The sequence below is a fragment of the Mesorhizobium sp. M1396 genome (genome assembly GCF_040317725.1).
Lineage (GTDB): Bacteria > Pseudomonadota > Alphaproteobacteria > Rhizobiales > Rhizobiaceae > Mesorhizobium.
The window spans coordinates 20,958-45,472 of sequence record NZ_JAMYLA010000033.1 but is presented as its reverse complement, the minus strand read 5'-3'; the positions used below and the strand labels follow the sequence as shown (position 1 = coordinate 45,472).

Annotated in this window: 25 protein-coding genes; 16 read left to right on the top strand and 9 right to left on the bottom strand. The window is 62.1% G+C overall.

All coding sequences use genetic code 11. The annotated features are described in order from the left end of the window. Window positions 1-145: 145 nt before the first annotated feature. Both NKH02_RS21350 and NKH02_RS21345 read right to left on the bottom strand, forming a co-directional pair. The gene (locus tag NKH02_RS21350; protein ID WP_352881205.1) at window positions 146-1,333 is read right to left on the bottom strand and encodes an acetate/propionate family kinase; all 1,188 of its coding nucleotides are present in this window, start codon (window positions 1,331-1,333) and stop codon (window positions 146-148) included. After that, on the bottom strand, window positions 1,330-3,741 hold the full coding sequence (locus NKH02_RS21345) for a phosphoketolase family protein (RefSeq protein WP_352864563.1): 2,412 nt from the start codon (window positions 3,739-3,741) through the stop codon (window positions 1,330-1,332). The genes NKH02_RS21350 and NKH02_RS21345 overlap by 4 nt, the downstream gene beginning before the upstream one ends. 315 nt (window positions 3,742-4,056) lie before the next feature. Here NKH02_RS21345 and NKH02_RS21340 point away from each other — a divergent pair, with 315 nt between their 5' ends. The 5 genes from NKH02_RS21340 (at window position 4,057) to NKH02_RS21320 (ending at window position 7,381) form a co-directional block, all read left to right on the top strand. Beyond that, window positions 4,057-6,048, top strand: a complete 1,992-nt coding sequence (locus tag NKH02_RS21340; protein WP_352881203.1) for a protein-L-isoaspartate(D-aspartate) O-methyltransferase — start codon at window positions 4,057-4,059, stop codon at window positions 6,046-6,048. Between the two features lie 80 nt (window positions 6,049-6,128). Continuing rightward, window positions 6,129-6,335: a hypothetical protein gene (locus tag NKH02_RS21335; RefSeq protein ID WP_352864559.1), complete on the top strand. Its 207-nt coding sequence runs from the start codon at window positions 6,129-6,131 to the stop codon at window positions 6,333-6,335. A gap of 31 nt (window positions 6,336-6,366) precedes the next feature. Next, window positions 6,367-6,609 (top strand): hypothetical protein, encoded by a 243-nt coding sequence (locus NKH02_RS21330; RefSeq protein WP_352864558.1) that lies wholly within the window; start codon window positions 6,367-6,369, stop codon window positions 6,607-6,609. A gap of 55 nt (window positions 6,610-6,664) precedes the next feature. Beyond that, entirely contained in the window at window positions 6,665-7,132 is a 468-nt protein-coding gene (locus NKH02_RS21325) for a YbhB/YbcL family Raf kinase inhibitor-like protein (RefSeq protein ID WP_352864557.1), read from the top strand. Between the two features lie 99 nt (window positions 7,133-7,231). Further along, on the top strand, window positions 7,232-7,381 hold the full coding sequence (locus NKH02_RS21320; protein ID WP_352864555.1) for a hypothetical protein: 150 nt from the start codon (window positions 7,232-7,234) through the stop codon (window positions 7,379-7,381). A 62-nt stretch (window positions 7,382-7,443) separates the two neighbouring features. On the opposite strand, the gene NKH02_RS21315 is transcribed toward NKH02_RS21320, so the two are convergent. Next, complete coding sequence (locus NKH02_RS21315) at window positions 7,444-7,875, bottom strand: hypothetical protein (RefSeq protein ID WP_352881243.1); 432 nt, start codon at window positions 7,873-7,875, stop codon at window positions 7,444-7,446. Between the two features lie 193 nt (window positions 7,876-8,068). On the opposite strand from NKH02_RS21315, the gene NKH02_RS21310 reads away from it, so the two are divergent. Further along, window positions 8,069-9,943 (top strand): multicopper oxidase domain-containing protein, encoded by a 1,875-nt coding sequence (locus NKH02_RS21310; protein WP_352881242.1) that lies wholly within the window; start codon window positions 8,069-8,071, stop codon window positions 9,941-9,943. Between the two features lie 89 nt (window positions 9,944-10,032). Here NKH02_RS21310 and NKH02_RS21305 read toward each other — a convergent pair whose 3' ends face one another. Then, window positions 10,033-10,641, bottom strand: a complete 609-nt coding sequence (locus NKH02_RS21305; RefSeq protein ID WP_352881201.1) for a hypothetical protein — start codon at window positions 10,639-10,641, stop codon at window positions 10,033-10,035. Between NKH02_RS21305 and NKH02_RS21300 the strand changes: the two genes are divergently transcribed. Further along, entirely contained in the window at window positions 10,604-10,978 is a 375-nt protein-coding gene (locus NKH02_RS21300) for a hypothetical protein (protein WP_352864551.1), read from the top strand. The two genes, NKH02_RS21305 and NKH02_RS21300, sit on opposite strands and share 38 nt — an antisense overlap. A gap of 57 nt (window positions 10,979-11,035) precedes the next feature. After that, a complete protein-coding gene (locus NKH02_RS21295) occupies window positions 11,036-12,226 on the top strand; it encodes an NADH-quinone oxidoreductase subunit D (RefSeq protein ID WP_352864549.1) in 1,191 nt (396 codons plus the stop codon). 26 nt (window positions 12,227-12,252) lie between these two features. Here the strand turns inward: NKH02_RS21295 and NKH02_RS21290 are convergent, their stop codons facing one another. Genes NKH02_RS21290 through ehuB form a run of 5 tightly spaced genes read right to left on the bottom strand, consistent with a single transcriptional unit; the run spans window position 12,253 to window position 16,054 of the window. Further along, window positions 12,253-12,975 (bottom strand): GntR family transcriptional regulator, encoded by a 723-nt coding sequence (locus tag NKH02_RS21290; protein ID WP_352864548.1) that lies wholly within the window; start codon window positions 12,973-12,975, stop codon window positions 12,253-12,255. Beyond that, entirely contained in the window at window positions 12,972-13,751 is a 780-nt protein-coding gene (gene ehuA / locus NKH02_RS21285) for an ectoine/hydroxyectoine ABC transporter ATP-binding protein EhuA (protein ID WP_352864547.1), read from the bottom strand. The genes NKH02_RS21290 and ehuA overlap by 4 nt, the downstream gene beginning before the upstream one ends. Beyond that, window positions 13,748-14,407, bottom strand: a complete 660-nt coding sequence (ehuD, locus tag NKH02_RS21280; RefSeq protein WP_352881199.1) for an ectoine/hydroxyectoine ABC transporter permease subunit EhuD — start codon at window positions 14,405-14,407, stop codon at window positions 13,748-13,750. Before ehuD ends, ehuA begins: the two co-directional genes overlap by 4 nt. Continuing rightward, complete coding sequence (gene ehuC, locus NKH02_RS21275) at window positions 14,404-15,132, bottom strand: ectoine/hydroxyectoine ABC transporter permease subunit EhuC (RefSeq protein ID WP_352656279.1); 729 nt, start codon at window positions 15,130-15,132, stop codon at window positions 14,404-14,406. Before ehuC ends, ehuD begins: the two co-directional genes overlap by 4 nt. 52 nt (window positions 15,133-15,184) lie before the next feature. After that, window positions 15,185-16,054: an ectoine/hydroxyectoine ABC transporter substrate-binding protein EhuB gene (gene ehuB, locus NKH02_RS21270; RefSeq protein ID WP_352656277.1), complete on the bottom strand. Its 870-nt coding sequence runs from the start codon at window positions 16,052-16,054 to the stop codon at window positions 15,185-15,187. Window positions 16,055-16,277: 223 nt separating this feature from the next. Here ehuB and NKH02_RS21265 point away from each other — a divergent pair, with 223 nt between their 5' ends. The 8 genes from NKH02_RS21265 (at window position 16,278) to NKH02_RS21230 (ending at window position 24,506) form a co-directional block, all read left to right on the top strand. Continuing rightward, window positions 16,278-17,468, top strand: coding sequence for a M24 family metallopeptidase (locus NKH02_RS21265; protein ID WP_352881196.1), 1,191 nt, complete (start codon window positions 16,278-16,280; stop codon window positions 17,466-17,468). 79 nt (window positions 17,469-17,547) lie between these two features. Beyond that, the gene (locus tag NKH02_RS21260) at window positions 17,548-18,696 is read left to right on the top strand and encodes a M24 family metallopeptidase (protein ID WP_352881195.1); all 1,149 of its coding nucleotides are present in this window, start codon (window positions 17,548-17,550) and stop codon (window positions 18,694-18,696) included. 12 nt (window positions 18,697-18,708) lie between these two features. After that, a complete protein-coding gene (locus tag NKH02_RS21255; RefSeq protein ID WP_352881193.1) occupies window positions 18,709-19,965 on the top strand; it encodes a sarcosine oxidase subunit beta family protein in 1,257 nt (418 codons plus the stop codon). Between the two features lie 14 nt (window positions 19,966-19,979). Then, complete coding sequence (locus NKH02_RS21250; protein ID WP_352881191.1) at window positions 19,980-20,246, top strand: sarcosine oxidase subunit delta; 267 nt, start codon at window positions 19,980-19,982, stop codon at window positions 20,244-20,246. Next, window positions 20,243-23,200: a sarcosine oxidase subunit alpha family protein gene (locus tag NKH02_RS21245; RefSeq protein ID WP_352881189.1), complete on the top strand. Its 2,958-nt coding sequence runs from the start codon at window positions 20,243-20,245 to the stop codon at window positions 23,198-23,200. The genes NKH02_RS21250 and NKH02_RS21245 overlap by 4 nt, the downstream gene beginning before the upstream one ends. Next, a complete protein-coding gene (locus NKH02_RS21240) occupies window positions 23,193-23,684 on the top strand; it encodes a sarcosine oxidase subunit gamma family protein (RefSeq protein WP_352881188.1) in 492 nt (163 codons plus the stop codon). Before NKH02_RS21245 ends, NKH02_RS21240 begins: the two co-directional genes overlap by 8 nt. A gap of 247 nt (window positions 23,685-23,931) precedes the next feature. Then, complete coding sequence (locus NKH02_RS21235; protein ID WP_352864527.1) at window positions 23,932-24,237, top strand: DUF1236 domain-containing protein; 306 nt, start codon at window positions 23,932-23,934, stop codon at window positions 24,235-24,237. Window positions 24,238-24,299: 62 nt separating this feature from the next. Next, window positions 24,300-24,506 (top strand): hypothetical protein, encoded by a 207-nt coding sequence (locus NKH02_RS21230; RefSeq protein ID WP_352627145.1) that lies wholly within the window; start codon window positions 24,300-24,302, stop codon window positions 24,504-24,506. Window positions 24,507-24,515 lie beyond the last annotated feature (9 nt).

The window sequence follows — 24,515 nt, the reverse complement described above, 5'->3', positions numbered from 1 at the left end:
ACAGAACTCTGCCTCTATGACGCGGCACGCCCTATCTGGTTCCCTTTGCTGACAGACGCACGACGGCGGGCTTGCTTGCCAAGGACCTCGTGCGAAAGCACGGCAAGGCTGGTTCCCAAGGTGAGCAGAAGCCAGCTTGCTCGCCTTAAGTTGCGGACCCGGCCTGCATTACCGCGCGGCTATGGCGCGCGATGACGCTTTCCTCGTCAGTCGCAATCACACGCACTTCCACCTTGCTGTCCGGACGGCTGACGATCTCGGCGTGGGCGTCATTGGCCGGCTCGTCGAGCGCCACGCCGAGCCACGTCAATTTTTCGGATATCTTCTTGCGGATGGATGATGACCTTTCGCCGATACCGGCGGTGAACACGAGGCATTCGAGACCACCCATCGTGTTTGCGAGCGCGGATGCTTCCCGCGCGGCGCGGAAGGCGAAAAGCTCGATCGCCTCGCGGGCGCGACGGTTGCTGCTCGCCTCCAGCGTGCGCATGTCGCCCGAAATGCCGGACACGCCGAGCAGTCCGGATTTCTCGTAGAGCATTGTCTGCAACTCGTCCGCTGCCATGCCCCTCTCCAGCAGGAAATACAACAGCACGCCGGGATCGATGGTGCCGCAACGCGTACCCATGACAAGACCATCCAGTGCCGAAAAGCCCATCGTCGTATCGACGCTTTTGCCCTCGCGCAGAGCGCAAAGGCTTGCCCCATTGCCGAGATGAGCGACGATTGTCCGTTTCGCCGCGAGCACGGGCGATATCTCGCTCAGCCGCCCAGCAATATATTCGTAGGAGAGGCCATGAAATCCGTAGCGCCGCAGTCCTTCCCGTTCATATTTTTGCGGCAGGGCAAAGCGCCGCACGAGCGGATCGATCGTCTGGTGGAACGCGGTATCGAAACATCCGACCTGTGGCAGATCCGGTTGCAATGCAGCTATCGCGCGAACTGGCGCGAGACTGCGAGGCTGATGCAAAGGCGCGAGTGCGGTCAGCCTGTCCAAGGCCCCAATGTTAGCGGGCGTCAGACGGACAGGTTTGCTGAACTCGTTTGCGCCATGCACGATACGGTGGCCGACACAGATCAGTTTTCTTCCACCAAGTTCGCCCTGCACCAAACTCAGTATTTCGCCAATCCCCGCGCCATGCGGATCGTCCGCTGTGAACTGCCTATCGCACTGCACTGTTCCATCGGCCGCTTTCGCGATCAGTCTGAGCGCGTCGCCCAGATCCAGAGTGCCGCGCGAGACGAGTTGCTGGCCATCCGACGAGCCTAGATCGTATAGCGCGAACTTGACGCTGGACGAGCCGGCATTCAGCGCCAGGATCGACTGCCTCATCGACCAGCCTTTGCCCCGTTCGGAGCCGGCCAAGTCCATTTCTGGATCTCGGGCATGTCTTCGCCGTGCTCGCGGACATAGGCCTTGTGCTTGGCCAGTCTGCCGCGCAGTTCGCCGGCGAGGCTTTCCGCTCTTTCGGCCAAGCCCGGCACGCGTGCGATCGCGGCAAGTGCGAGGTGGTAGCGATCGAGTTCGTTGAGCACCACCATGTCGAATGGCGTCGTCGTGGTGCCCTCCTCGCGAAAGCCGTGCACATGCATGTTGTCATGATTGGCACGACGGTAGGTAAGGCGGTGGATGAGATAGGGATAGCCGTGGTAGGCAAAAATCACCGGCCTTGTTTTCGTGAACAGCGCGTCGAAAGCCTGGTCGGTGAGGCCGTGCGGATGCTCGGTATTCGACTGCAACGTCATCAGGTCGACAACGTTGACGACGCGGATTTTCAGGTCGGGGATTGCAGAGCGAAGAATGTCCGTCGCGGCCAGCGTCTCCAGCGCCGGCACATCGCCGGCACAGGCGAGGACCACATCCGGCTCCTCGCCTTGTGAAACCGTGCCGGCCCATTCCCAGATGCCCGCACCGGCCTTGCAGTGCGCTTCAGCGTCTTCGATGGACAGCCACTGCGGCGTCGGCTGCTTGCCGGCGGTGATGACGTTGATGCGGTTGTAGGTCCTCAGGCAATGGTCGGTGATCCACAGCAGCGTGTTGGCATCCGGCGGGAAATAGAGCCTGACCGTGTCGGCCTTCTTGTTGGCGACAAAGTCGGCGAAGCCCGGGTCCTGATGACTGAAGCCATTGTGATCCTGGCGCCAGACATGAGAGGTCAGCAGGTAATTGAGTGAAGCGATCGGCTTGCGCCAGGCGAGCTCGCCAGAGGTCTTCAACCATTTCGCGTGCTGGTTGACCATAGAGTCGACGATGTGAATGAACGCCTCGTAACATGAGAACAGACCGTGGCGGCCGGTCAGCAGATAGCCTTCCAGCCAACCCTGGCAAAGATGCTCGCTGAGCACTTCCATGACACGGCCGTCGCGGGAAAGATGGACGTCGTACGGTTCGATGCGTTCCATCCAGATCCGTTCCGTGACCTCGAACACATCGTCAAGGCGATTGGAAGACGTCTCGTCCGGTCCCATCAGCCGGAAATTCCGCGCTTTGGCGTTAAGGCGAAAGACCTCGCGAAGATAGCCACCACAAATCCGTGTCGCCTCGGCAATGACGCCTCCGGGCCGAGGCACTTCGAGCGCCAGGCTTTTCCAGTCCGGCAGCGCCAGGTCGCGCTTCAACAACCCGCCATTCGCATACGGAGTTGCGCCCATGCGCTTTGTTCCAGTTGGGGCAAGGGCCGCGAGTTCGGGCAGCAGATGTCCATCCTTATCGAACAGTTTTTCCGGTTCGTAGCTTCGCATCCAGGTCTCGAGGATCTTGCGGTGCTCTTCATTGCCGCGGGCATTCGATACCGGCACTTGGTGCGAGCGCCAGAAACCCTCGACTTTTTCGCCATCGACCTCCTTCGGCCCAGTCCAGCCCTTGGGGCTGCGCAGGACGATCATCGGCCACTGCGGACGTTCGCCACGCCATCCCGGACCTCGCGCCTGTTCCTGGATGGAACGGATCCGATCGAGCACACTGTCGAGCGTCTTGGCCATCGCCTGGTGCATGGCGACCGGCTCATGGCCTTCGACAAAGAACGGTTCGTAGCCGTAGCCGGTGAAGAGGTTGCGCAGCTCCTGGTCATCCATGCGGCCGAGGATCGTCGGGTTGGCGATCTTGTAGCCATTGAGATGAAGGATTGGCAGCACCGCGCCGTCCGAGGCTGGGTTCAGGAACTTGTTGGAATGCCAAGCTGCCGCGAGCGGACCGGTTTCGGCCTCGCCGTCGCCAACCACGCAGGCAACCACCAGATCCGGATTGTCGAACGCCGCGCCGAAAGCATGGACCAGGGCATATCCGAGTTCGCCGCCCTCATGAATGGAGCCGGGCGTTTCGGGCGCCACATGACTTGGCACCCCGCCTGGAAAGGAAAATTGGCGGAACAGTTTTCTCAGTCCGTCTTCGCCTTGGCCGATATCGGGGTAGATCTCCCCATAGGTGCCCTCTAGCCATGTATTGGCGACCATTGCCGGACCGCCATGTCCTGGACCGCAGATAAACAGCACATCGAGATCACGCTCACGGATAATTCGATTCAGATGCAAATAGAGGAAATTGAGGCCCGGCGTCGTACCCCAATGGCCGAGCAGCCGAGGCTTGACGTGTTCGGCTTTCAAGGGTTGGCGCAGCAGCGGATTGTCGAGCAGATAAATCTGGCCAACCGAGATGTAATTCGCGGCGCTCCAGTAGCGGTTCATGAGATCGATCCGTTCGAGGCTGATCGCCTGCGTCGTCGCGGCAGCCTTGTCGTTCATCGCCCAGTCTCCAGCATCGGTTTTCCAGCATCGGTTCGCTGGAGATAACTGGAGCGACTTCGCGCCTGAGCAAGCCCAAATTGGCGATGGCGCTCGAAGCAATGCCGAGGCGACGCTTGGGCAAGCAAGAACCAGTCGGCGTCTCCAGCGGGTCAGGTGGACTTGTCCTGCAAATACGGAAGGAACTTTGAGGCCCTCCAGCGGTTAGAGGCATGAGCCGGGAGAGCCGCTGAAGGCAGAGGACGTGGCTCACCGGCTAAAGACGAAGGATATCCTTGAACAATCGCGGACAAGCGGCCGCCAAGGGAGCTGAAAATGCTCGATCTTCCCAGTGCTCGCGACCGGATGGTCAATGTTCATCTCGCCCGGCGTGGCATCCGCAGTCGCGAGATCCTGCAGGCCATGCGGGAAGTTCCGCGCGAGGCTTTCGTCGATCCCGGCTTCGAAGAATTCGCTTATGAGGACGGACCACTGCCCATCGCTGATGGACAGACGATATCGCAACCCTACATCGTCGCGCTCATGATCGAGCTGGCGGACGTCAAGGCTGGTGACCACGTACTGGAGATTGGCACCGGCTCCGGCTATGCGGCGGCCGTGATGAGCCGGATCGTCGAACAGGTCTACACGATCGAGCGTCATCCCGGATTGGCCGAAACCGCGAAGCGTCGGTTTGAGAGACTTGGCTACGAGAACATCGCGGTCAGGACCGGCGACGGCACCAAGGGCTGGCCGGAGGCAGCGCCCTACGACGCCATCGTGGTGACGGCCAGCGGACCCGGCGCGCCGCTCGCCCTGCAGGAACAACTGGATGTCGGCGGCAGGCTCGTCATTCCGGTCGGTGACGATCTGAATTCGCAACGCCTGCTCAAGGTCACCCGAACGGGCGCTGCAGCCTACAGCGAGGAGGATTTCGGCGGCGTGCGGTTCGTCCCTCTCATCGGCGAGCAAGGCTGGCCCGAGAGTGGCGAAATCGTCGAGGTCGGTCGTCCGCTCCGGCATCCGCATCCCGCCAGTCTGCCCGATATGATCGCAATGGCGGCCGAGCCGCTTCCGGATTTCGACGACCCCGCCTTCGGCGAATTGTTCGATCGGTTCGCCGACCGGCGCGTCGTTCTGCTTGGCGAAGCAAGCCATGGCACGTCGGAGTTCTACAAGGCGCGCGCGGCGATCACCCGCCGGCTCGTCGACAAGCACGGTTTCACAATTGTTGCGGTCGAAGCCGATTGGCCCGATGCCGCGGCCATCGACCGCTATGTTCGTCATCGCGAGCCACGAGCCGGTGTCAGCGCGCCATTCCAGCGGTTCCCGACCTGGATGTGGCGCAACACCGACGTTGCGGCCTTCACCGGCTGGATGCGCGACCACAACGAAAAGCTCGAGCCATCCAGGCAAGCAGGATTCTACGGTCTCGACATCTACAATATGAGCGGGTCCATAGCCGCGGTTCTCGAATATCTTGACCGGGTTGATCCGCAGGCAGCGAAGATCGCGCGCGAGCGCTATGGCTGCCTGACCCCGTGGCAAAACGAACCGTCCACCTACGGCCGTGCGGCGCTGACCTCTGGCTACCGGGAATGCGAGCAGGCGGTTCTCGAACAATGTCGAGACCTGCTCGCCAGGCAACTGGACTATGCCCGACGGGACGGCAGCGACTTTCTCGATGCCGCTCAGAACGCCCGGCTGATAGCCTCCGCCGAACGTTATTACCGGATCATGTACTATGGTGGCGCGCAATCCTGGAACCTGCGTGACACGCATATGTTCGAAACGCTGGAACATCTGCTGGACGCCAACGGACCGAATTCCAAGGCGGTTGTTTGGGCGCACAATTCCCATATCGGAGATGCCCGTTATACCGAAATGGGCGTCGTCCGGGACGAACTGAATATCGGCCAGCTTTGCCGGCAACGGTTCGGCGACAGGGCAGCCCTGATCGGTCTGGGGACGCATTCCGGCACCGTGGCCGCCGCCTCCGACTGGGACGGCGAGATGAGGGTGAAGCAGGTGCGGCCTTCACACGCCGACAGCTACGAGCGGCTTTGCCATGACTGCCGCGTTCCGCGTTTTCTGCTCGACCTGAAGCGCGACGAGGCGCTGCGCGAGCGGCTCCTGGAACGCAGGCTGGAACGCTTCATCGGGGTGATCTATCGGCCGGAAACCGAATTGCGCAGCCATTATGCCGACGTTTCCCTACCCCAGCAATTCGACGCCTTCGTGTGGTTCGACAAAACCACCGCGGTAACTCCGCTTGGCCCGGAGCATGCAAGAGCTGGCGTTCCCGACACCTATCCGTTCGGACTTTAGCCGTCGGCGAACAGCGAATGGCTCGGAACATTTCGGCCGGCCTTGGGTTTTGAAACCGGAACCCTCGAAGGAGTTGTCTCATGAGCACAAGCAAACATCCAAAGTGGAAAAAGCCGAGCGATGCCGACCTGGTGAACAATCCGGGCATCGGAACCTCCAAGGGCACGATCAAGGAAGGCGATGAGCTCTACCTTGAAGGCGAAAACACTATCGAGGGCGACGTCGAGAACGACACGACGGCCGCCGGCGGAATCAATCCAAGGCAGAAAATACGGACGAACAAGTAGCGCCCGAACCGCACGAGAAAGGAGGCTATCGATGGCCGGAAACAAAACCCACGAGCAAAGCCTTCGCGTAATCGAAAAGCGCGAGAATACGAAGAATGCCGGCAAGGACTTCGACGCGAAGACGGAGCTGGGAAAGAGCGACGCTGAGCGCGCAGCCTCGCGGCAGGACAACCTCAGGCCCAAGCTGAGGGATATTGCCGACCCCGATGATCGGAACATCATCCGCGGAGAGAACCAGGAAAGCTCTCACAACAAGCATCGGGGAGGTCGTTGAGGTCGGCCCCATGCGCCGATATCCGCGTAGCAATTGTCTTCCGAAGGAGCAACTCATGCCACTCACGCTCAGCAGTTCCGCCTTTGCCGAAGGCGCAAAAATCCCCGAAAGATATACGCGGGATGGCAAAAACGTATCTCCGCCGCTGAAGTGGTCGGGGGTCCCGAATGATACGAGAAGCCTTGTTCTCATCGTCCAGGATCCGGATGCACCGAGCGGAACGTTCGGCCATTGGGCGGTGTTCAACATGTCCCCCGACACCCAGGAACTTCCCGAAGCGGCAAGCGGCAAGCCGGGTCCGCAGGCCCTCAGGCAGGCGACGAACGATTTCGGCAATGCCTATTATGACGGCCCTGAACCGCCGGTCGGACACGGCGTCCATCACTATCATTTCAAGCTGGCCGCGCTCGACACGCCAAACCTTGCTATCCCGGCAAGCGCCGGCATCCAGCGTATCTGGCAGGAAGCGCAAAAACATCTGATCGAGCAAGCAGAACTCGTCGGAACATACGAACGGATTTGATGGGTTGCATGAAGCCAGTGGAAGGAACCCGGATCGCGTGGTCGATGTCGGCGTGAACGGAACAGTTCTTCTCCTTCCCGTTTGTTCGGGAAAGGAGATGTGTCATGTTTGATTGTCGTGGCCGGCGGGCCACTGTTGCTGATCCTGCTGATGGCCTATGTCGTGCTGACACGCCGCCGCCCCGGCCCCGCCGAAAGCAGGGAACGTGACCGCGCAACCGACCGGCTGTATCGCCAGGACAGGCGCTGATCCGGAAATGGGGCGGTCGGGAATCGCGCGGCTGCGGGCACGCGACGATTCCCAACTCTCGCTCAGTGCATGATCCTTTGCTTCAACCACGCGAGAAACCTGTTTCCGCCGATCATTGCGCGGACCCGGGCGGCGGCCCACCCTGCTTTCATGGTAGCGCCTACGTGACAGTCGCAGACGATGTCGTGCAGTTGCCAGTCATTCAGTTCGAAGAAGCGCTTGGCCTCGCCATAGGTGTCATCCCTTAGGCCTGATGCGCGCAGCACCGTGTCTTCGAAGGCAACGGCAACTGCCGACCCCTCGCCATGCACCGTGGCGCGTGCTTCCGGGTGCAGATGTTCGGTGCCGGAAAACGCCGCGAGGAGTCGCTCGGGATTCCGCTCGAGAAGTTCAGCCCAGCGCGCGATGCGCTGGTTGCGTGTCATTGCCGAATATGCAGCCGAGGGTTCGATGACGGCGACGGCATGCAGTTGGTCGAGTGTCTGGTGTTTCATGGTCGGCTCCTGTTTCAAAGGGAGAAGCGCCCACCCCTTCAGGGGAATTATCGCGCGGCGATGCTCCGACAAGAGCGGAAGCCTGACAGAATTCGTCATTGCCAAATTCACTGGCTGGATCGTAAACCCGCCGGCCGCGTTCATGGAAAACAGGGGTTATTACCAGCCACGGATCCAGAATCAGGTTCTGCCCATGTTCGTCCAGCCGATCGACTATTTTCTTGTTGCCTGGTTCACTCTTGCCGCTGCCTCGACGCTCTATGTCGGCATTGATCAGTACCGCAACAATCCCGAACCGGTGGTGATGAAATGGGGATTCATCCTGGTGACCCTCTACATGGGTCCAATCGGCCTGCTGCTGTATGTGCTGGCCGACAAGGAGCCGCGACAGGGCGAGCACGAGGACTTCACCAGGCCGCTGTGGAAGCAAGGCGTCGGCTCGACCATTCACTGCGTTGCCGGAGATGCTACAGGCATCATCCTCGCCGCCGTCGTCACGGCGACGCTCGGACTTCCTATGTGGCTCGACCTCATTGTCGAATATGTTTCCGGCTTCGCCTTCGGTCTGTTCATCTTTCAGTCGCTGTTCATGAAGTCGATGATGGGCGGCACCTATTGGGAGAACGTGCGCAAAAGCTTCCTGCCGGAGTTCATCTCGATGAACTTCATGATGGCGGGTATGGCGCCTGTGATGAGCTTCCTGATGATGGGGCGCGACATGCGGGCGATGGAGCCAACGGAACTTCTATTCTGGGGCGTGATGTCGATCGGCGTCATTGCCGGCTTCACACTCGCCTACCCCGCCAATGTCTGGCTGGTGGCGCGCGGACTGAAGCATGGATTGATGACGCAGCGCCCGCGGACCACCGGAACGAGCAGCCGAGAGCAATCCGCGCACCAACGGCACGGAACAAGCCACAACGACACCTCCCACAGGGGCAAAAGCAGTGGCCACCAGATGAAGACGGACGCCACGACGCCACAGGTCTCGGCACTCGGCATCGTATCCGTGACTGCGCTGGCGATCGGCATGGCCGCACCGGCGAACTGGCTGAACCTGACGCTGTCGGCCCGTGATGTCGGCGGGGTAATCATGCCGCAAGGCATGATCATGGACCGTGATACCCCGGCCGAGGCAATGCGTGACATGGCGGCAGCCGATCCGCGTCGGGTGACGGCGTCCTACGATCTCGCCGCCAGAGGCGACCGGGAATTGCCGTTTCGCCTGGAGAACGGCATCAAGGTGTTCGAACTCAGGCCGTCGGTGATCCGTTGGCGGATACTGCCCAACGTCGCGGTCGATGCCTATGCCTACAACGGACAGATTCCCGGGCCGCGCATCCACATCCGCCAAGGCGACAGGGTCCGCATCAATGTCACCAACGATCTGCCGGACGAAACGACGGTGCATTGGCACGGCATGATCCTGCCGAACCAGATGGACGGACCCGCCGACATTACCCAAGCGCCGATCGAGCCCGGACAATCCTACTCCTATGAGTTCACCGCCACCCAGCACGGGACCTATTTCTATCATCCGCACGCCAAGCCCGACCGCACCCAGGCGCTCGGCCTCTACGGCGCGCTGATCATCGACCCCGCCAATCCCGCCGACGAGGTCCAGGCCGACCACGACTATGTGATCGAGCTCCAGGAATGGCTGGTGCGCGAGGGCCTGACCTATCCGGCGATGCCGATGGACGGCGGCATGCCGAACTTCTTCACCATCAACGGCAAAGCGTATCCTTCAACCGATACGATTCATATGAAGCTCGGCGAGACGCTGAAAGTGCGTTTCATCGGCACCAACAATGGCTTTATCCACCCGATGCATATCCATGGCGGACCCTTCGAGGTCGTCGCCCGCGACGGCGAGATCCTTGCCCCGTCGGCGCGCTTCCTGGCCGATACGATCAATGTTGGGCCTGGGCAGCGTTATGACGTCGTCTGGAAGGCACAGCGGCCCGGCAAGTGGCTGATTCACTGCCACATTCCGCATCACACGACGAACAATAACGTCGAGCAAAAGGGCGGCGGCGGGCTGATGGTCATCATCGATGTCAGCTAGCCGACACCGAGGCCATGGCCGAACAGGTGCGCTCGGCCGACACCGACGCAGCAACCCCGCAGCTGTTCGGAGATTGCATTTATCGCGTCCTACTTCTTGATAATGTTCCCGTCGCGCAGGTCGAATGCTTCGGTGCCGCGAGCCTGGCGGTAGAAATCGTCCTGCAATTCGCCCCATTCGCCGAGGAAGGCACCGCAATTGCTGCAATGGATTGGCGTCGACTCCTTGGCGTCGTCGGGAATGTCCATCTGGATCGTTCCGCAAGCCTTGCAATCGAGTTTGTCGTCCAACCGGCGTCCCATCTTGCGATGATTGCGCATTTTCACACCGTAGCCAATTGTCGATTTCGTACGGAGTGGTGCCGGCCGACAGTGAAAATCCATTGTCGATCGGCTGGAGATCGTCAATTTCCGGATCCGTATCTCGCAAAAAGGCATGGGGCGCTGTCCCTCCGGTCGCGGAAACCTGCTTGAGAGCATCGGGCCTGCCTTCAGCATCTCCTGGACCTCGATAGCTTCGTAGTTATCGATGGTAAGAGCGGCTACGGCGGCAAAGGGAAACGATTGAAATTGCCCGGCGGTCATCGTGCTTACGGAACCATCGCTCGGCACAAGGGTTGTCTTCGACGTTTCGAAAGAAATGCAAGGAACGACCATGCGAATGTTGACGATAGTCGCCGCGCTTGCCGGTGCGGTCATCACACAGCCTCTCTACGGGCAAACCATCGACCCGCAGGGTCCACAGCTGACACCCCTGCCGGACCAGATACCGCCCGAGCAAGGGGCGCCTAACGAGAATTTCACCGATGTTGCCATCGTCGCCGTCGAGGATCTACCCGCGGAAATCAAGGCACAGGCGGAAGCCGTGATCACCCAGACCAGTGCGGAAGATCTGCTGCGTCTGCAGAACTCCATCGATGCATCGCCTCAGGCAACATTGGCGCTGAGGGCGAACGGGCTCAACTCTTCACAGGTCGTGGCCGCCAACATCGATGGTGATGGCACGTTGACGCTGATCATCCAGACGACGACTTGATCGGCCATCCGAACATACGGCCGTGAAGCAACGAAACGCAGATGTCGCGGAGAGCCCATGGCCGAAGCCGCTGTTCGCAACTTCACCATCAATTTCGGACCGCAGCATCCGTCGGCCCACGGGGTCCTGCGTTTGGTGCTGGAGCTGGATGGTGAGATCGTCGACCGAGCCGATCCGCACATCGGCCTGCTCCATCGCGGCACGGAAAAGCTCATAGAGTACAAGAACTATCTGCAGGCCCTGCCCTATTTCGACCGGCTAGACTACGTCGCACCGATGAATCAGGAGCATGCCTTCTGCCTCGCCGCCGAGAAATTGCTCGAAATATCGGTGCCAAGGCGTGGGCAACTTATCCGTGTCCTCTTTTGCGAAATCGGCCGGCTTTTGTCGCATCTCCTCAACGTCACGACCCAGGCCATGGACATCGGCGCACTGACCCCGCCGCTTTGGGGTTTCGCGGAGCGTGAGAAGTTGATGGTCTTCTACGAGCGCGCCTCGGGCGCCCGCATGCATGCGAATTATTTCAGGATCGGCGGCGTGCACCAGGACCTGCCTTCCGAGCTTCTCGATGATATCTGGAATTTCTGCGACCCGTTCCTGAAGGTCTGCGACAATCTCGACGACCTGCTCACCAACAGCCGCATTTTCAAGCAACGCAACGTCGATGTCGGCGCGATTGGGCTTGATGACGCCTGGGCATGGGGCTTCTCCGGCGTGATGGTGCGCGGATCGGGAGCGCCGTGGGACCTGCGCAAGGCACAGCCATACGAATGCTATCCCGAGATGGATTTCGACATACCGGTCGGGAAGAATGGAGACTGTTACGATCGGTACCTGGTTCGCATGGAGGAGATGCGCCAGTCAGTCCGGATCATGAAGCAATGCCTGGAAAAGTTGCGCTCGCCGGAAGGCCAGGGGCCGGTAGCGATCCCCAACCACAAGATCACGCCGCCGCCACGTGCCAAGATGAAACGTTCGATGGAAGCGACAATCCAGCATTTCAAACTCTACACGGAAGGGCATCGTGTGCCCGCCGGCGAGGTTTATGCGGCAGTCGAGGCTCCGAAGGGCGAGTTCGGCGTCTATCTGGTTTCGAACGGAAGCAACGTTCCCTATCGATGCAAGATACGCGCGCCTTCCTTCGCCCATCTGCAGGCGATGGATTTCCTGTCGCGAGGGCACATGATCGCCGATGTCGCCGCAATCATCGGATCCCTTGATATCGTGTTCGGCGAGATCGACCGCTGACCGGTGCGCGGATCACATGCCGCAGATCACATGCCATTGTCGAAATCGGTGGCCTCGTCGGCGTGACGCATCATGCGGCGGAAGCTCATCGAGATATGGGCGCGCCTTATATGGCCGATCGATTCCCAGTCTCCGATCTCCGCGGCGGCAAGGACTTCCTCCATCTCCCGGCGGAAGGCAGTGAATTCTTCGACAAGGCCCAATTGCGGCATCATCTTCAGGACGACCCGCGCGACCTGAAAATACAGGCGCTCGCTGATCTCGCGCAGCGGCTGGTTGCCGGTCATCGCGGTGAGTTCGTAGAAAAAATCCATGTTAAGGCGCAAGAAAGCGCGCTGGTCGGGGTTGAGGATATCGGAGTCACAGCGTGCGATAAGCGCTCTTATCCGATCGAGGTCTTCCGGCTTGCGCGGGATCGGCGACAGCTTGCCGACCAGAAGCGCCAGCTCCAGCCTCAGATGATAGACCTGTTGGAGTTCCTCGATATCGACGTCCGTGACGATCGTGCCGACGCCATGGACAGATTGAACAAGACCTTCGGATTCGAGCCGCGCCAGCACGCGCCGAACCGGCGTCCGGCTGATCTCGAATTCCTGTGCGAGTTCTTCCTCGGAGAGACGGCTTCCCGGAGCATAGTCCAGCAGGCAGATGCGGTCGCGCAAGATCCGGTAGATACGCTCGAACCGCTCCCGGGCCGAGAGCGGGCGCGGGGTCACGGCTGTGGGCGCGGCATCCGTTTCAAGCGTCATCCAGCCTCCAGGACAGCGTGCAGAAACTGCCGTGTCCGCTCATTTTTGGGCGCCCCGAATAGCTCGTTTGGCGGCCCCTGTTCACAGATCTTGCCTTGGTAGAAGAAGCAAACGCGATCGGAAAACTCCTTGGCGAAGCCCATCTGATGGGTAACCATCAGCATGGTCAGATCGTGCTCGCGCCCGATCTGCCTTATCACCTGCAGCACTTCGCCGACAAGCTCCGGGTCGAGCGCCGACGTCACCTCGTCGAACAGCATGATCTTGGGCCGCATGGCCAGCGCCCTGGCGATGGCAACGCGTTGCTGCTGGCCACCGGACAGCTGTGACGGGTAATGGTCCTTCTTCTGAGCCAGTCCCACCAGTTCCAGCAATTCGGCCGCCCGCGCCTCCGCATCCGCGCGTTTCATGCCAAGCACCGTCATCGGCGCCTCGATGCAATTGGCCATCGCCGTCATGTGCGGGAATAGGTTGAAGGATTGGAACACCATGCCGATCTTCGCCCTGATGCGGCGAATATGGGCAAGGTCGGCGGGAACGAGCATGCCGTTCTTCTTCATATGGGTCAGCGGCTCGCCTTCGACCCAGATGACGCCGTCGTTGATTGTTTCCAGCGTCATCAGCATGCGCAGCACCGTCGTCTTGCCGGAGCCGGAAGGGCCAATGATGGAGACCTTTTCACCGCGCGCGATTTCAAGATTGAGCCCGTCGAGGACGGTCAGTGTGCCATAGCGTTTCGACACATTGTCAAAACGGACCATCGGTTGTTCCGTCATCGCGTGGCCCTCTGGTTGAGCAAGCGTTCGAGAGTCCGGATCAGCGCGGCTGAAACCAGGCTCATGGCAAGGAAGAACAGGCCGACCAACGTGATCGGCTCGGTGTAGCGGAAGGTTTCCGAGCCGATGATCTTGGCCGTCTGCATCAGCTCCATCACGGCGATCGCGGAAAGCAAGGGCGTCTCCTTGAACAAGGCGACGAGATAGTTGCCGAGTGCCGGAACGATCGGTGGAACCGCCTGCGGGATGATGATGTCGCGAAACGTCGTCCAGGCCGACAGATTGAGCGCGATCGAGGCTTCCCACTGACCGCGGTGGATGTTGTCGAAACCGGCGCGATAGACCTCGGAACAATAGGCGGCGTAGTGGATGCCGATGGCAAGCACGCCGGCGGTGAAGGCGTCGAGCACGAGGCCGAATTTCGGGAAGACGAAGTAGATAAAAAATATCTGGATGAGCAGTGGAGTCGAGCGGATCAGCTCAACCAGAACCGAGATCGTCCAGCCGGTCCGCGGTACGGCGATGCGCACGACCGCCAGCACCAGGCCAAGGGTGGCGGCAAGCACGAAGCCGATCAGCGTCGCCTCGATCGAGACGACTGCCGCGTGCGCCAGCACCGGCAGGATTTCGAGGGTGAAGTTCCAGTCCCAGATCATGCTGCCTTCCCCCGCGCCAGACCAGCCGACGCCCGCCTTTCGAGCAGCCGCATGCCGATGGTGAGGACCAGCGACATGACGAGATACATCAGCAGGACGAGGGTGAAGATCGGAATGGTCTTGAACGTATTCTGGTTCATCTGCTGCGCCTTGAAGGCGAGATCCGAGAGCGTGATCAGAGAGACCAGCGACGTCGATTTGAGAAGCTCGATGAACAGATTGCCCCAGGGCGGGATCATGGCGACAAAAGCTTGCGGCAGGATCACTCGCCGCAGCATCTGGGCGCGGCTCATATTCAGCGCCGTGCATCCCTCCCACTGGCCGCGAGCGACAGACAGGATCGCGCCGCGTACGACCTCCGATCCATAAGCGCCGACGTTCAGCCCAAGCGCCAGCACGGCGACCGGGAATGGGGCGAGCGTGACGCCGAATTGCGGCAGCACGAAAAACAGCCAGAACAGTTGCACCAACGCCGAGGTGCCGCGGAAGATCTCGACATAGACCGTTGCCAGCCATCGGAGTGGTGCCGGACCGTAGAGCCGGGCGAGCGCGGCAAGCACACCCATGATAATCGCGAGCAGGCTGCCGAGGATGGCGATCTCGATCGTCAAGACCGCGCCCTGCAGCAAGCCGGGTAGAAACAGGCTGTAGGCCTGCTGTGTCGCCAGGACGCCGATGACCGTGAGTGCAATCGCCAGCATCGCTACAAGCGTGCCAATTCCCATCTGCCTCTCCGAAAAAGAGGCGGCGCCTTCGCGCCGCCCAGCAGTTGGGACCCTATTTCCCGGCGCAGAGCTCGGCGGTGGTCTTGTTCGGCAGGTAGTCCTTGCCGAAGCCGAGCGGCTCGACGAGTGCGATATGCTCCGGCGAGCCAAGGAATTTCTTCAGCTCGGCGTTAAATGCCTCTTGCAGATCGGTGTCTTCCTTGCGGAAGCCGAAGCCACCGTGGCCCTTCACCGACTTGCCGGCAACTTCGCCGAATGGTTTCGTCGATTCCACGCCGTCGGCCTTCTTGGCCATGTCGGCGATAGACAGGGCGGTTAGCGCAGCGGCGTCGGCACGGCCCGACTGGACGGCGGCGACGAGGCTGGACTGGTCAGGCAGGGAAACAATCTGCCCTGCCGCGACACCGGCATCCTTGGCAAAGCCGCCCTCGACCGCTCCGGCCATCACGGCGAGCTTGAGATCGGGATTGTCCTTGAAGCTCGAAAAGTCCTTCACGGCCTTCGGATTGCCCTTTGCCACCAGCAAGGCCTCGCCGATGCCGTAAGAAGGCTCGGAGTAGTTGATCTCGGCGCAGCGCTTGGGAGTGATGAACATGCCGGCGGCGATGATGTCGAAGCGCCCGGCCTTGAGACCAGGAATGAGCGAGCCGAACTCGGTCAGCACGCCGTCGACCTGCTTGATGCCCATCTTGGCGAGCACCGCCTTGGCGACTTCGGGCGCCTCGCCAGTCAGCTTGCCATCTGGCGTGGCATAGCCGAACGGCGCCTCATTAGCGAAGCCGACGCGAATATAGCCGTCCTTCTTGGCCCGCTCCAGGGTGGTTTCCGCGTGAGCGGGCAGCGACGTCAGTGACGTGGCGGCGAGAGCAAGACAGGCCGCCGCCTTCACGACGATACGGCGCGAGATCGATGAATTGAACATGCTTTTCTCCCATTGAACAACTGATGATGGTTCCCAGCGTCGCGGCCTTCTTCGAGGTTGAAACGCGCTTGACCAGACGTATACAACTGCCCTAGACATTGTGCAAGCCAAGACACGGACACCTTTGAAAATTCGACATTCATACAACAAGCTCCTATCAAGTTGTGCACAATTTAGGCAATTTTGCCCATCGCAAGGCATATCCAGGAGGCAGGGCATTCAGGTGGCGAGCACGAACCATTTCGGGGCATTCACGCAGGCGGAATATGCGCAGCGCCTGGCTGGCGTGAAGGCACGCATGGAACAGGCCGGCTTCGACCTCATCGTCTGTCAGGATCCCGCCAACATGTGCTGGCTGACCGGCTATGACGGATGGTCGTTTTATGTTCCGCAGTGCGTGCTCATCCATCTGGAGGAGGACCGGCCGATCTGGTTCGGCAGGGCTCAAGATGCCCGCAGCGCGCGCCTGACCACTGGCCTACCGGAGAAAAACATCGTGCCGTTCTCGGAACGGCTGGTGCAGCAGCCCGTCGAACATCCCTATGACGAGCTCGCCCATCTGATCCGCTCGCGCGGCTGGGGAACCGCTCGCATCGGTGTCGAGATGGACGCGCATTACTACACCGCGCGCTGCCACGCCCATCTCACCCAAGGATTGCCCGACGCGCACTTCGCCAACAACCACGATCTCGTCAATTGGGCGCGGCTGGTCAAATCCGAAGCCGAACTGGCGCTGATCCGCGAGGCCGGTGCGATCTGCACCCATGCCATGAACCGCGCCATCGACAAGATGCGGCCCGGCGTCCCCCAGAACCACGTCATCGCCGAGATCTATCACGCGCAGATCATGGGCGTGCCCGGAGCCGGCGGCGACTATGCCGCGATCTGTCCGCTGATGCCCGTTGGCGAGGGCACCAGCACGCCGCATCTGACCTGGTCCGACGCGCCGCTGCCGGACAGTGGACTTGCGATCCTGGAGATTGCCGGCGTGCGCCGCCGCTATCACGCGGCGCTGACGCGCACCGTGCATTTCGGCAAGCCGCCAGCGGCCATGCTCGATATGGCCAGGGCAATCGTCGAGGGCGTCGACGCCGGTCTCGAAAAGGCCCGGCCCGGCAACAGCGCCGAAGAAGTGGAAGCGGCGTGGCAGGCTGTCTTGCGCAAGAACGGGCTGAAGAAAGAAAGCCGCGTCGGCTATCCGGTCGGGCTGGCATACCCGCCCGATTGGGGCGAACGCACCGCAAGCCTTCGTCCTGGCGACACCACCGAAATGCAATCCGGCATGTGCTTCCACTTCATGGCCGGCGTTTGGCTCGACGATTTCGGCATCGCCATCTCGGAATCCTTCGTCGTCACGGATCGCGGCGGGGAACGCCTCTGCGACGTGGCGCGCGAACTCATCGTCATCGACTGACCATGGCGCGCGGGAAGCCGGACCTGTTGAGAGACCCCGCCCGCAACGAAGCCGGCAGCAGCAAGCACGAGGACGCCTGATGGACCGCAATCCCTTTTCCGAAGCCGAAATCGCCGGCCGTCTTGCAAGGATCCGTGCGGCACTGGCCGAGCGCGAACTCGACGCGGCGGTCTTCGCTTCGCCGGAGAACGTCTTCTACCTCACCGGGCTCGATCACTGGGGATATTTTGCCCCTCACCTGCTGATCGTCCCGCTCGAAGGCAAGCCCGTTCTGGTTACCCGTTCGATGGAAAGGGTGACGATCGAGAAGCAGGTGACGGCGGCGGAGTTCCGCGGCCATTCCGACAGTGAGACGGCGGCGGATCTTGCCGCGCGGGTGCTGGCGGAACTCGGCTTGTCCGGTAAGCGGATCGGTCTCGAATACTGGACGGCGGGGCTCAGCCACGGGCTTGCCGTGGCGCTGCAGACGCAGGTGGATGCCAGATGGAGCGACGTCTCCGGTCTGGTCGACAGGATGCGGCGGGTGAAGAGCGCCGAGGAACAGGCCCTGATGCGGCAAGCCGCAAAGGTAACCGACGCCGCCGCCGGGGCCGCGATCGCGGCGATCTCGGACGGTGCCACCGAGCAGGAGGTCGCCGCCCAATGTGTTTCGGCGATGATCCGCGCCGGTGGCCATGCGCCGGGCTTCGGCCCGTTTATCCGCCCGGCCGCGCGGCTTGGCGAGGAGCATACGACCTGGGGCGACGGAATCTATCGCACGGGCGAGCCGGTCTTCGTCGAACTGTCCGGCTGCATCTCGCGCTACCACGCGCCGCTCGGCCGGCTCGTTCGCATCGGCCACATCAGCGACGAAGACGCCGCAATGGCTGAAGTGACCGCCAAGGCGTTCGACGCGGTCGTCAAGGCGCTGCGGCCCGGGGCCAAGGCGCGCGATGTCTACGCCGCCTGGCAGGCCGTCGCCGACGAGGCCGGCCTTGCCCACTATCGCCGCCATCACTGCGGCTATCTTGTCGGCGCCGGCCAGCCGCCATCATGGACCGGCGGCAATTCGGTGACCGGGCTGCGGCACGATTCCGATCTCGAGATCGAGACCGGGATGAGCTTCCACATCCTGTCCTGGCTGATGGGCACCGGCCGTGGCGATGACTTCATCTCCAACACCGTGCTGTTGACCGATGCGGGCGCCGAAGTGCTGACCCGCACGCCGACCGGCCCGATCGTTCGATAGGCCTCCCTACGCATGGCACGCTACTCGGCATTCTCGATTTTCCGCAATGCGCTGTCCGGCCAGAAGAACTGGCAGCGCGCCTGGCGGGCGGCGGAGCCCAAACCGTCCTACGATGTGATCGTCATCGGCGGCGGCGGCCACGGCCTCGCCACCGCTTTCTACCTCGCCGAAAACCATGGCATCCGCAATGTCGCCGTGCTCGAAAAAGGCTACATCGGTGGCGGCAATGTCGGCCGCAACACCACCGTCATCCGCTCCAACTACCTGCTCGACGGCAACACCCAGTTCTACGAATTCTCAATGAAGCTCTGGGAGGGCATGTCGCGCGCGCTGAACTTCAACGTCATGTTTTCGCAGCGCGGCCAGCTCGTCACCGCGCATTCGGCCGATCAGCTCGACGGCTTCGGCCACCGCGCCAACATCATGCGGCTGAACGGTATCGACGCCGACATCCTCGATCGTGACGACGTGCGCCGGCTGGTGCCTTATCTCGATTTTTCCGACACGGCCCGCTTTCCGATCCATGGCGCCATCTTCCAGGGCCGTGCAGGCACGGCGCGGCACGACGCCGTCGCCTGGGGCTATGCGCGCGCCGCCGATCGCCATGGCATCGACATCATCCAGAACTGCGAGGTGACCGGCTTCATTCGCGATGGCGAACGGATCGTCGGCGTCGAGACGACGAAAGGCCGGATCAGCGCCGGCAAGGTCGGCCTCGCCGTTGCCGGCCATACATCCGTGCTCGGTGCCAAGGCCGGCCTTGAACTGCCGATCGAAAGCCATGTCCTGCAGGCCTTCGTCACCGAACCGCTGAAGCCGCTGGTCGACCATGTCGTCGCCTACGGCGCCGATCATTTCTATGTCAGCCAGTCGGACAAGGGCGGACTGGTCTTCGGCGGCAATCTCGACGGCTACAATTCCTACGCCCAGCGCGGCAATCTCGGCGTCGTGCGCGAGGTGGCCGAGGCGGCGATCGCCTTGATGCCGTGCATTTCGCGCATCCGTCTGCTGCGTCATTGGGGCGGCGTGATGGACATGACCCCGGATGCCAGCCCGATCATCTGCCCGACGCCGATCGACGGCCTCTATCTCAACGGTGGCTGGTGCTATGGCGGCTTCAAGGCGACGCCGGCTTCCGGCTGGTGCTTCGCCCACACGATCGCCACCGGCAAGCCGCATCCGTTGATCGCGGGCTACGGGCTCGACCGTTTCCGGACCGGCCATACGCTGGACGAAGCCGGCGTCGGTCCCTCCGCCTGGCTGCAATAGGAGGCGGGAAAAAAATGCTGCGCATCGAATGCCCTTGCTGCGGTCCGCGCGACCATGACGAGTTCCGCTATGGCGGCGATGCTTCCGTCCGGCGTCCGGCCCATGACGATCCCGATCCGGAGGCCTGGTATGCCTATGTCTATGTCCGGGAAAATCCGGCAGGCCTCCACCGCGAATTCTGGCAGCACGTGATCGGCTGCCGCCAGTGGCTGGTGGTCGAGCGCGACACGCGCAACCACGTCGTTTCTTCGGTCACCTTCGCCAGGACATCGCAAGCATGAACGTCCAGAACAAGCGGCTACCAGGCGGCGGTCGCATCGACCGCTCTTATCCCGTCGAATTCAGCTTCGACGGCCAAAAGATGGCCGGCTATCGTGGTGACACGCTCGCATCCGCGCTGCTCGCCAACGGTGCCACCCTGGTCGGACGCAGCTTCAAATATCATCGTCCGCGCGGCATTCTTTCCGCCGGGCCTGAGGAGCCGAACGCACTGGTCACGCTGGGGACAGCGGGCAGGCGCGAGCCGAACCTGCCGGCGACGACACTGGAACTTGACGACGGCATGGTCGCGGAAAGCCAGAACCGCTGGCCGTCGCTCGCCTTCGACGTGCAAAGCGTCAATGGCCTGTTCGCGCCGTTTCTTTCGGCCGGCTTCTACTACAAGACCTTCATGGGCCCGACGCGGCGCGCCTGGAAGGTCTACGAGCACTTCATCCGCAAGGCGGCCGGCCTCGGCAGAGCCGGCACCGAGCCGGATCCCGATCGCTACGTCGTCCGTCATGCCTTTGCCGATATCACAATTGTCGGTGGTGGTCCGGCCGGATTGTCGGCGGCACGGGCAGCCGCCGCGGCCGGCGCGCGGGTCACGCTGATCGAGCAGGATTTCCTGCTCGGCGGCCAGCTTCTGGCGGAACGGTCGGACGGCACGGCGGCCTCATGGCTGAACCAGGTCGAAGCCGAGTTGAAGAGCTTCGAAACCGTCACGTTGATGAAGCGGACCAGCGCTTTCGGCATCTATGACGGCGATGTCATAGGCCTGGTCGAACAACGCGACCAGGTCGGCCCGCCGCGAACCGGCGAAGCTCGGCAAACAGTCACCATGCTTCGCGCCCGCTCGATCGTTTTCGCCACCGGCGCCATCGAGCGTCCGATGGTGTTTGCGAATAACGACCGGCCCGGCGTCATGCTTGCCTCGGCCGCCCGGACCTACCTCAACCGCTTCGCCGTTCTGCCGGGCAGGAAAATCATCGTCACTGCTGCCAATGACGGCGCCTGGCGCACCGCCTTCGACTGCGCCGCAGCCGGCGCGGAGGTGACGGTAGCCGATCCGCGTGCCGCACCGCCCGCAGCACTTGTCGCGGAAGCCGCACGGCTCGGCATCACGGTGCGAGCCGCGACGCGCATTGTCGACCTGCATGGCGGCCGTGCCGTCAGGGGCGCGACACTCGCCGGACCGGACGGCCAATTCGAGGCCGCTTGCGATCTGGTCTGCATGTCCGGCGGATGGTCGCCGACCGTGCACCTGACTTCGCATCTGGGCATCAAGCCTCGATATCGCGAAGACATCGACGGCTTCGTGCCAGGCGCCTTTCCAGCCAACCGGTTCGGCGCCGGCGCGATGATGGGAAACTATGCGGCGGCCGATGCCATTGAGGACGGTCATCGTGTCGGCGTCGAAGCGGCATCCTTCTGTGGCAAATCGGCGCCGGCACCAGCTCCTTCAAAGCTCGATCTGGGCGAAACCGTCACGACCATGCTTCGCGACGTCCCGTCCGCCCAACGCGGAAAAGCCTTTGTCGATTTCCAGATGGACGTGACGACAAAGGACATCGAACTCGCCCATCGCGAAGGCTATGAATCGGTTGAGCACCTGAAACGCTACACAACGCTCGGCATGGGTACCGACCAGGGCAAGACCAGCAATTTCCCGGCGCTTTCGGCGATGGCCGCCCTGCGTCGCTCAACGGTTCCCGAGACCGGCACCACGACCTTCCGCCCGCCCTTCACGCCGGTCGCCATCGGTGCGCTTGCCGGCCGCGCCACCGGCCATCATTTCAAGCCATTCCGCCGCACGCCGATGCACGACTGGCATCTGGCGAACGGCGCCGACATGCTCGAAGTCGGCGTGTGGATGCGGCCCTGGTTTTACAATCAGTCCGGAGCCGATGTGAACGAGGCCTACGTCGCCGAAATGCGCAATGTGCGCCAGGCCGCTGGCCTGATGGACATCTCCACCCTCGGCAAGATCGACCTCCAAGGTCCCGACGCAGCCACGTTCCTCGACCGTGTCTACGCCAATGGCTTCGCCAAGCTGCAAGTCGGCCGTGCCCGCTACGGCGTCATGCTGCGCGACGACGGCATTGTCTTCGACGACGGCACCACGACGCGGCTGGCGGAAAACCGGTTCTTCATGACCACGTCGACCGCCAAGGCCGCCGACGTGCTGTCGCGGCTGGAGTTCCTGCTGGATACCGCATGGCCGGAACTGCGCGTCGCCGTCGCCTCGGTGAGCGATGAATGGGCGGCGATGTCGGTCGCCGGACCGAAGAGCCGCGCGATCCTGGCGGCGGCGTTTTCGTCGCTCGATATTTCCGACGAAGCGCTGCCGCATATGGGCGCGCAAGAGGGCGAATGGAAAGGTCGAGCGCTGCGCATCCTGCGCCTCAGCTATTCCGGTGAACGTGCCTATGAAATCTATGTCGGCGCAACTGCCGGTGAACGGCTCTGGAGCCACTTGCTCGAAGCCGGCAGGCCGTTCGACCTGAAGCCCTACGGCGTCGAGGCACTTGGTGCGCTGCGCGTCGAGAAGGGCCACGTCGCGGGGCCTGAAATCGATGGGCGCACGACGCTCGACGATCTCGGCCTTGGCCGCATGGTGGTCGGCAAGCGCAGCGGCTTCGTTGGCGATGTGCTGCGGCGGCGCCCTGCCCTGCTGGCGCCCGACCGGCAACGCCTGGTCGGGCTGGAATGCATCGAGGACGGAAAGCGCCTGCGCGGTGGCGCCATCCTGTTCCTGCCAGGCTCGAAAGCTCACGGGCACGGACGCGGGCGCATCACCTCCGTCACCTTCAGCCCCGAACGCGGCCGCTATGTTGGGCTGGCGCTGCTTGCCGGCGATGTCGCGACAGAGGGAAGCGAGGTCGTGGCCGTCTATCCCATGAAGGCCGAAACGGTGCGTGCCCGCATCGTCTCGCCGGTATTCCTCGATCCGCAAGGAGAACGGCTGCATGGTTAGCCCGGATTTCAGCCTGTCCGTGGCCGATTGCCCGCTCATCCAGGTCGAGGCATGGGACGGAACGCTGGGCCAATTCGAATCGAGCCTCTCGGCGGCGCTCGGCACCGGACTTCCCGCGTCGGTCGGAGAGACGGTTCGTGACAAGAACCTTCTCATCATCCGCGTTGCACCGCGCCGTCTCTGGCTTGCGCTCGACGATGGGGCGCAAGCGCCGTCCCTTGCCATAGATCCGGATCTCGGCTGTTCGGTTTGCCTTGGCGAAGGTCGCGTGCGGTTCAGCCTGGCCGGGGCCGACATCGCAAGCGTTCTCTCCACCTGCATCGCCGTCGACTGGCATGCGCCGACCAGCGCTCCGGGCCGGGCCGTGCAGACATCCTTCCACCATGTGCCGGTACTCTTGCTTCGCACCGGCGAGACCTCGTGCGATCTCGTCGCGCCGCGAAGCTTCGCCCGCAGCCTCCATGATTGGCTCGCCGACGGCTAGGCTGAATACTGCCCCAGAAATCCCATTATACGAATCCGACGCCGCCGCGCCGGCTTGGTCACGCGACTTCACGCGTCACAACCCGATTCATGTCGGCTGCTTCGCGCGGCCGCTACGGTGCCTCAACAGCCCGGTCAATTAGTCGTCGCTCATGGAACAAGAGGGCTCGGTGAACGTTGAAAAGACGGGTTCGCCGTTTGCCAAGCAGTGAACGGCGGATCTTCCCTTCCAGGAATAGGAGAAGACGATGAGAAGTCATCTGATTCCTGCCGCCGCCGGGCTTATTCTGCTCGCCGGCATCGGCGTGGCCATCGCGGACGAGGTGATTATCACGCCCGAACAGCAGACGGTCATCCGCGAATATGTGCACAAGCATCCGCTGGCATCGATCAATCTTCTCGGGTTGGAACTCAGTGTCGGTTCCGCTTTGCCCGACACGGTCGAACTTCGGTCGATCGATGTTCCCGATGTCAAATACAAATATGTCGTCGTCGGCGATCACACAGTGCTGGTCGACCCGGGCACACGCAAGATTGTGAAGGTTATTGACTGACGGCAAGCCCGCCGTTCCTCGAGACAGCAGGCGTACCGCCCGATAGGAAAGGAGCCAGTTCAATGTTGCCGCATGTTGAGACGTGCGACGTGGCCGCGGCTGTCGACCAACTCCTGAACGAGCGATGCAACGCGTTGCTGTCGATGAAGGCAGCAATCGCCGCGCTGCGGGAACGTACGGGGACGGAGCGCTCGGACGCGGATCTGGAAGGACTGATCACCAAGAAGGCGGCGCTCTTCGGCGTCGCGGTGCTGTCCGACAGGGATTGAAGGCGAAAG

Bases quoted from the DNA above. Each gene is read 5' to 3' on its own strand.
- ehuB (WP_352656277.1), bottom strand. From the start codon at position 16,054: ATGTTCAATTCATCGATCTCGCGCCGTATCGTCGTGAAGGCGGCGGCC.
- NKH02_RS21340 (WP_352881203.1), top strand. From the start codon at position 4,057: ATGCTCGATCTTCCCAGTGCTCGCGACCGGATGGTCAATGTTCATCTC.
- NKH02_RS21230 (WP_352627145.1), top strand. From the start codon at position 24,300: ATGTTGCCGCATGTTGAGACGTGCGACGTGGCCGCGGCTGTCGACCAA.
- ehuA (WP_352864547.1), bottom strand. From the start codon at position 13,751: ATGACGGAACAACCGATGGTCCGTTTTGACAATGTGTCGAAACGCTAT.
- NKH02_RS21290 (WP_352864548.1), bottom strand. From the start codon at position 12,975: ATGACGCTTGAAACGGATGCCGCGCCCACAGCCGTGACCCCGCGCCCG.
- NKH02_RS21240 (WP_352881188.1), top strand. From the start codon at position 23,193: ATGGTTAGCCCGGATTTCAGCCTGTCCGTGGCCGATTGCCCGCTCATC.
- NKH02_RS21245 (WP_352881189.1), top strand. From the start codon at position 20,243: ATGAACGTCCAGAACAAGCGGCTACCAGGCGGCGGTCGCATCGACCGC.
- NKH02_RS21325 (WP_352864557.1), top strand. From the start codon at position 6,665: ATGCCACTCACGCTCAGCAGTTCCGCCTTTGCCGAAGGCGCAAAAATC.
- NKH02_RS21335 (WP_352864559.1), top strand. From the start codon at position 6,129: ATGAGCACAAGCAAACATCCAAAGTGGAAAAAGCCGAGCGATGCCGAC.
- NKH02_RS21345 (WP_352864563.1), bottom strand. From the start codon at position 3,741: ATGAACGACAAGGCTGCCGCGACGACGCAGGCGATCAGCCTCGAACGG.
- NKH02_RS21305 (WP_352881201.1), bottom strand. From the start codon at position 10,641: ATGACCGCACCGGCAAGCGCGGCGACTATCGTCAACATTCGCATGGTC.
- NKH02_RS21315 (WP_352881243.1), bottom strand. From the start codon at position 7,875: ATGAAACACCAGACACTCGACCAACTGCATGCCGTCGCCGTCATCGAA.
- NKH02_RS21295 (WP_352864549.1), top strand. From the start codon at position 11,036: ATGGCCGAAGCCGCTGTTCGCAACTTCACCATCAATTTCGGACCGCAG.
- NKH02_RS21235 (WP_352864527.1), top strand. From the start codon at position 23,932: ATGAGAAGTCATCTGATTCCTGCCGCCGCCGGGCTTATTCTGCTCGCC.
- NKH02_RS21255 (WP_352881193.1), top strand. From the start codon at position 18,709: ATGGCACGCTACTCGGCATTCTCGATTTTCCGCAATGCGCTGTCCGGC.
- NKH02_RS21250 (WP_352881191.1), top strand. From the start codon at position 19,980: ATGCTGCGCATCGAATGCCCTTGCTGCGGTCCGCGCGACCATGACGAG.
- NKH02_RS21260 (WP_352881195.1), top strand. From the start codon at position 17,548: ATGGACCGCAATCCCTTTTCCGAAGCCGAAATCGCCGGCCGTCTTGCA.
- NKH02_RS21350 (WP_352881205.1), bottom strand. From the start codon at position 1,333: ATGAGGCAGTCGATCCTGGCGCTGAATGCCGGCTCGTCCAGCGTCAAG.
- NKH02_RS21310 (WP_352881242.1), top strand. From the start codon at position 8,069: ATGTTCGTCCAGCCGATCGACTATTTTCTTGTTGCCTGGTTCACTCTT.
- NKH02_RS21300 (WP_352864551.1), top strand. From the start codon at position 10,604: ATGTTGACGATAGTCGCCGCGCTTGCCGGTGCGGTCATCACACAGCCT.
- NKH02_RS21330 (WP_352864558.1), top strand. From the start codon at position 6,367: ATGGCCGGAAACAAAACCCACGAGCAAAGCCTTCGCGTAATCGAAAAG.
- ehuD (WP_352881199.1), bottom strand. From the start codon at position 14,407: ATGATCTGGGACTGGAACTTCACCCTCGAAATCCTGCCGGTGCTGGCG.
- ehuC (WP_352656279.1), bottom strand. From the start codon at position 15,132: ATGGGAATTGGCACGCTTGTAGCGATGCTGGCGATTGCACTCACGGTC.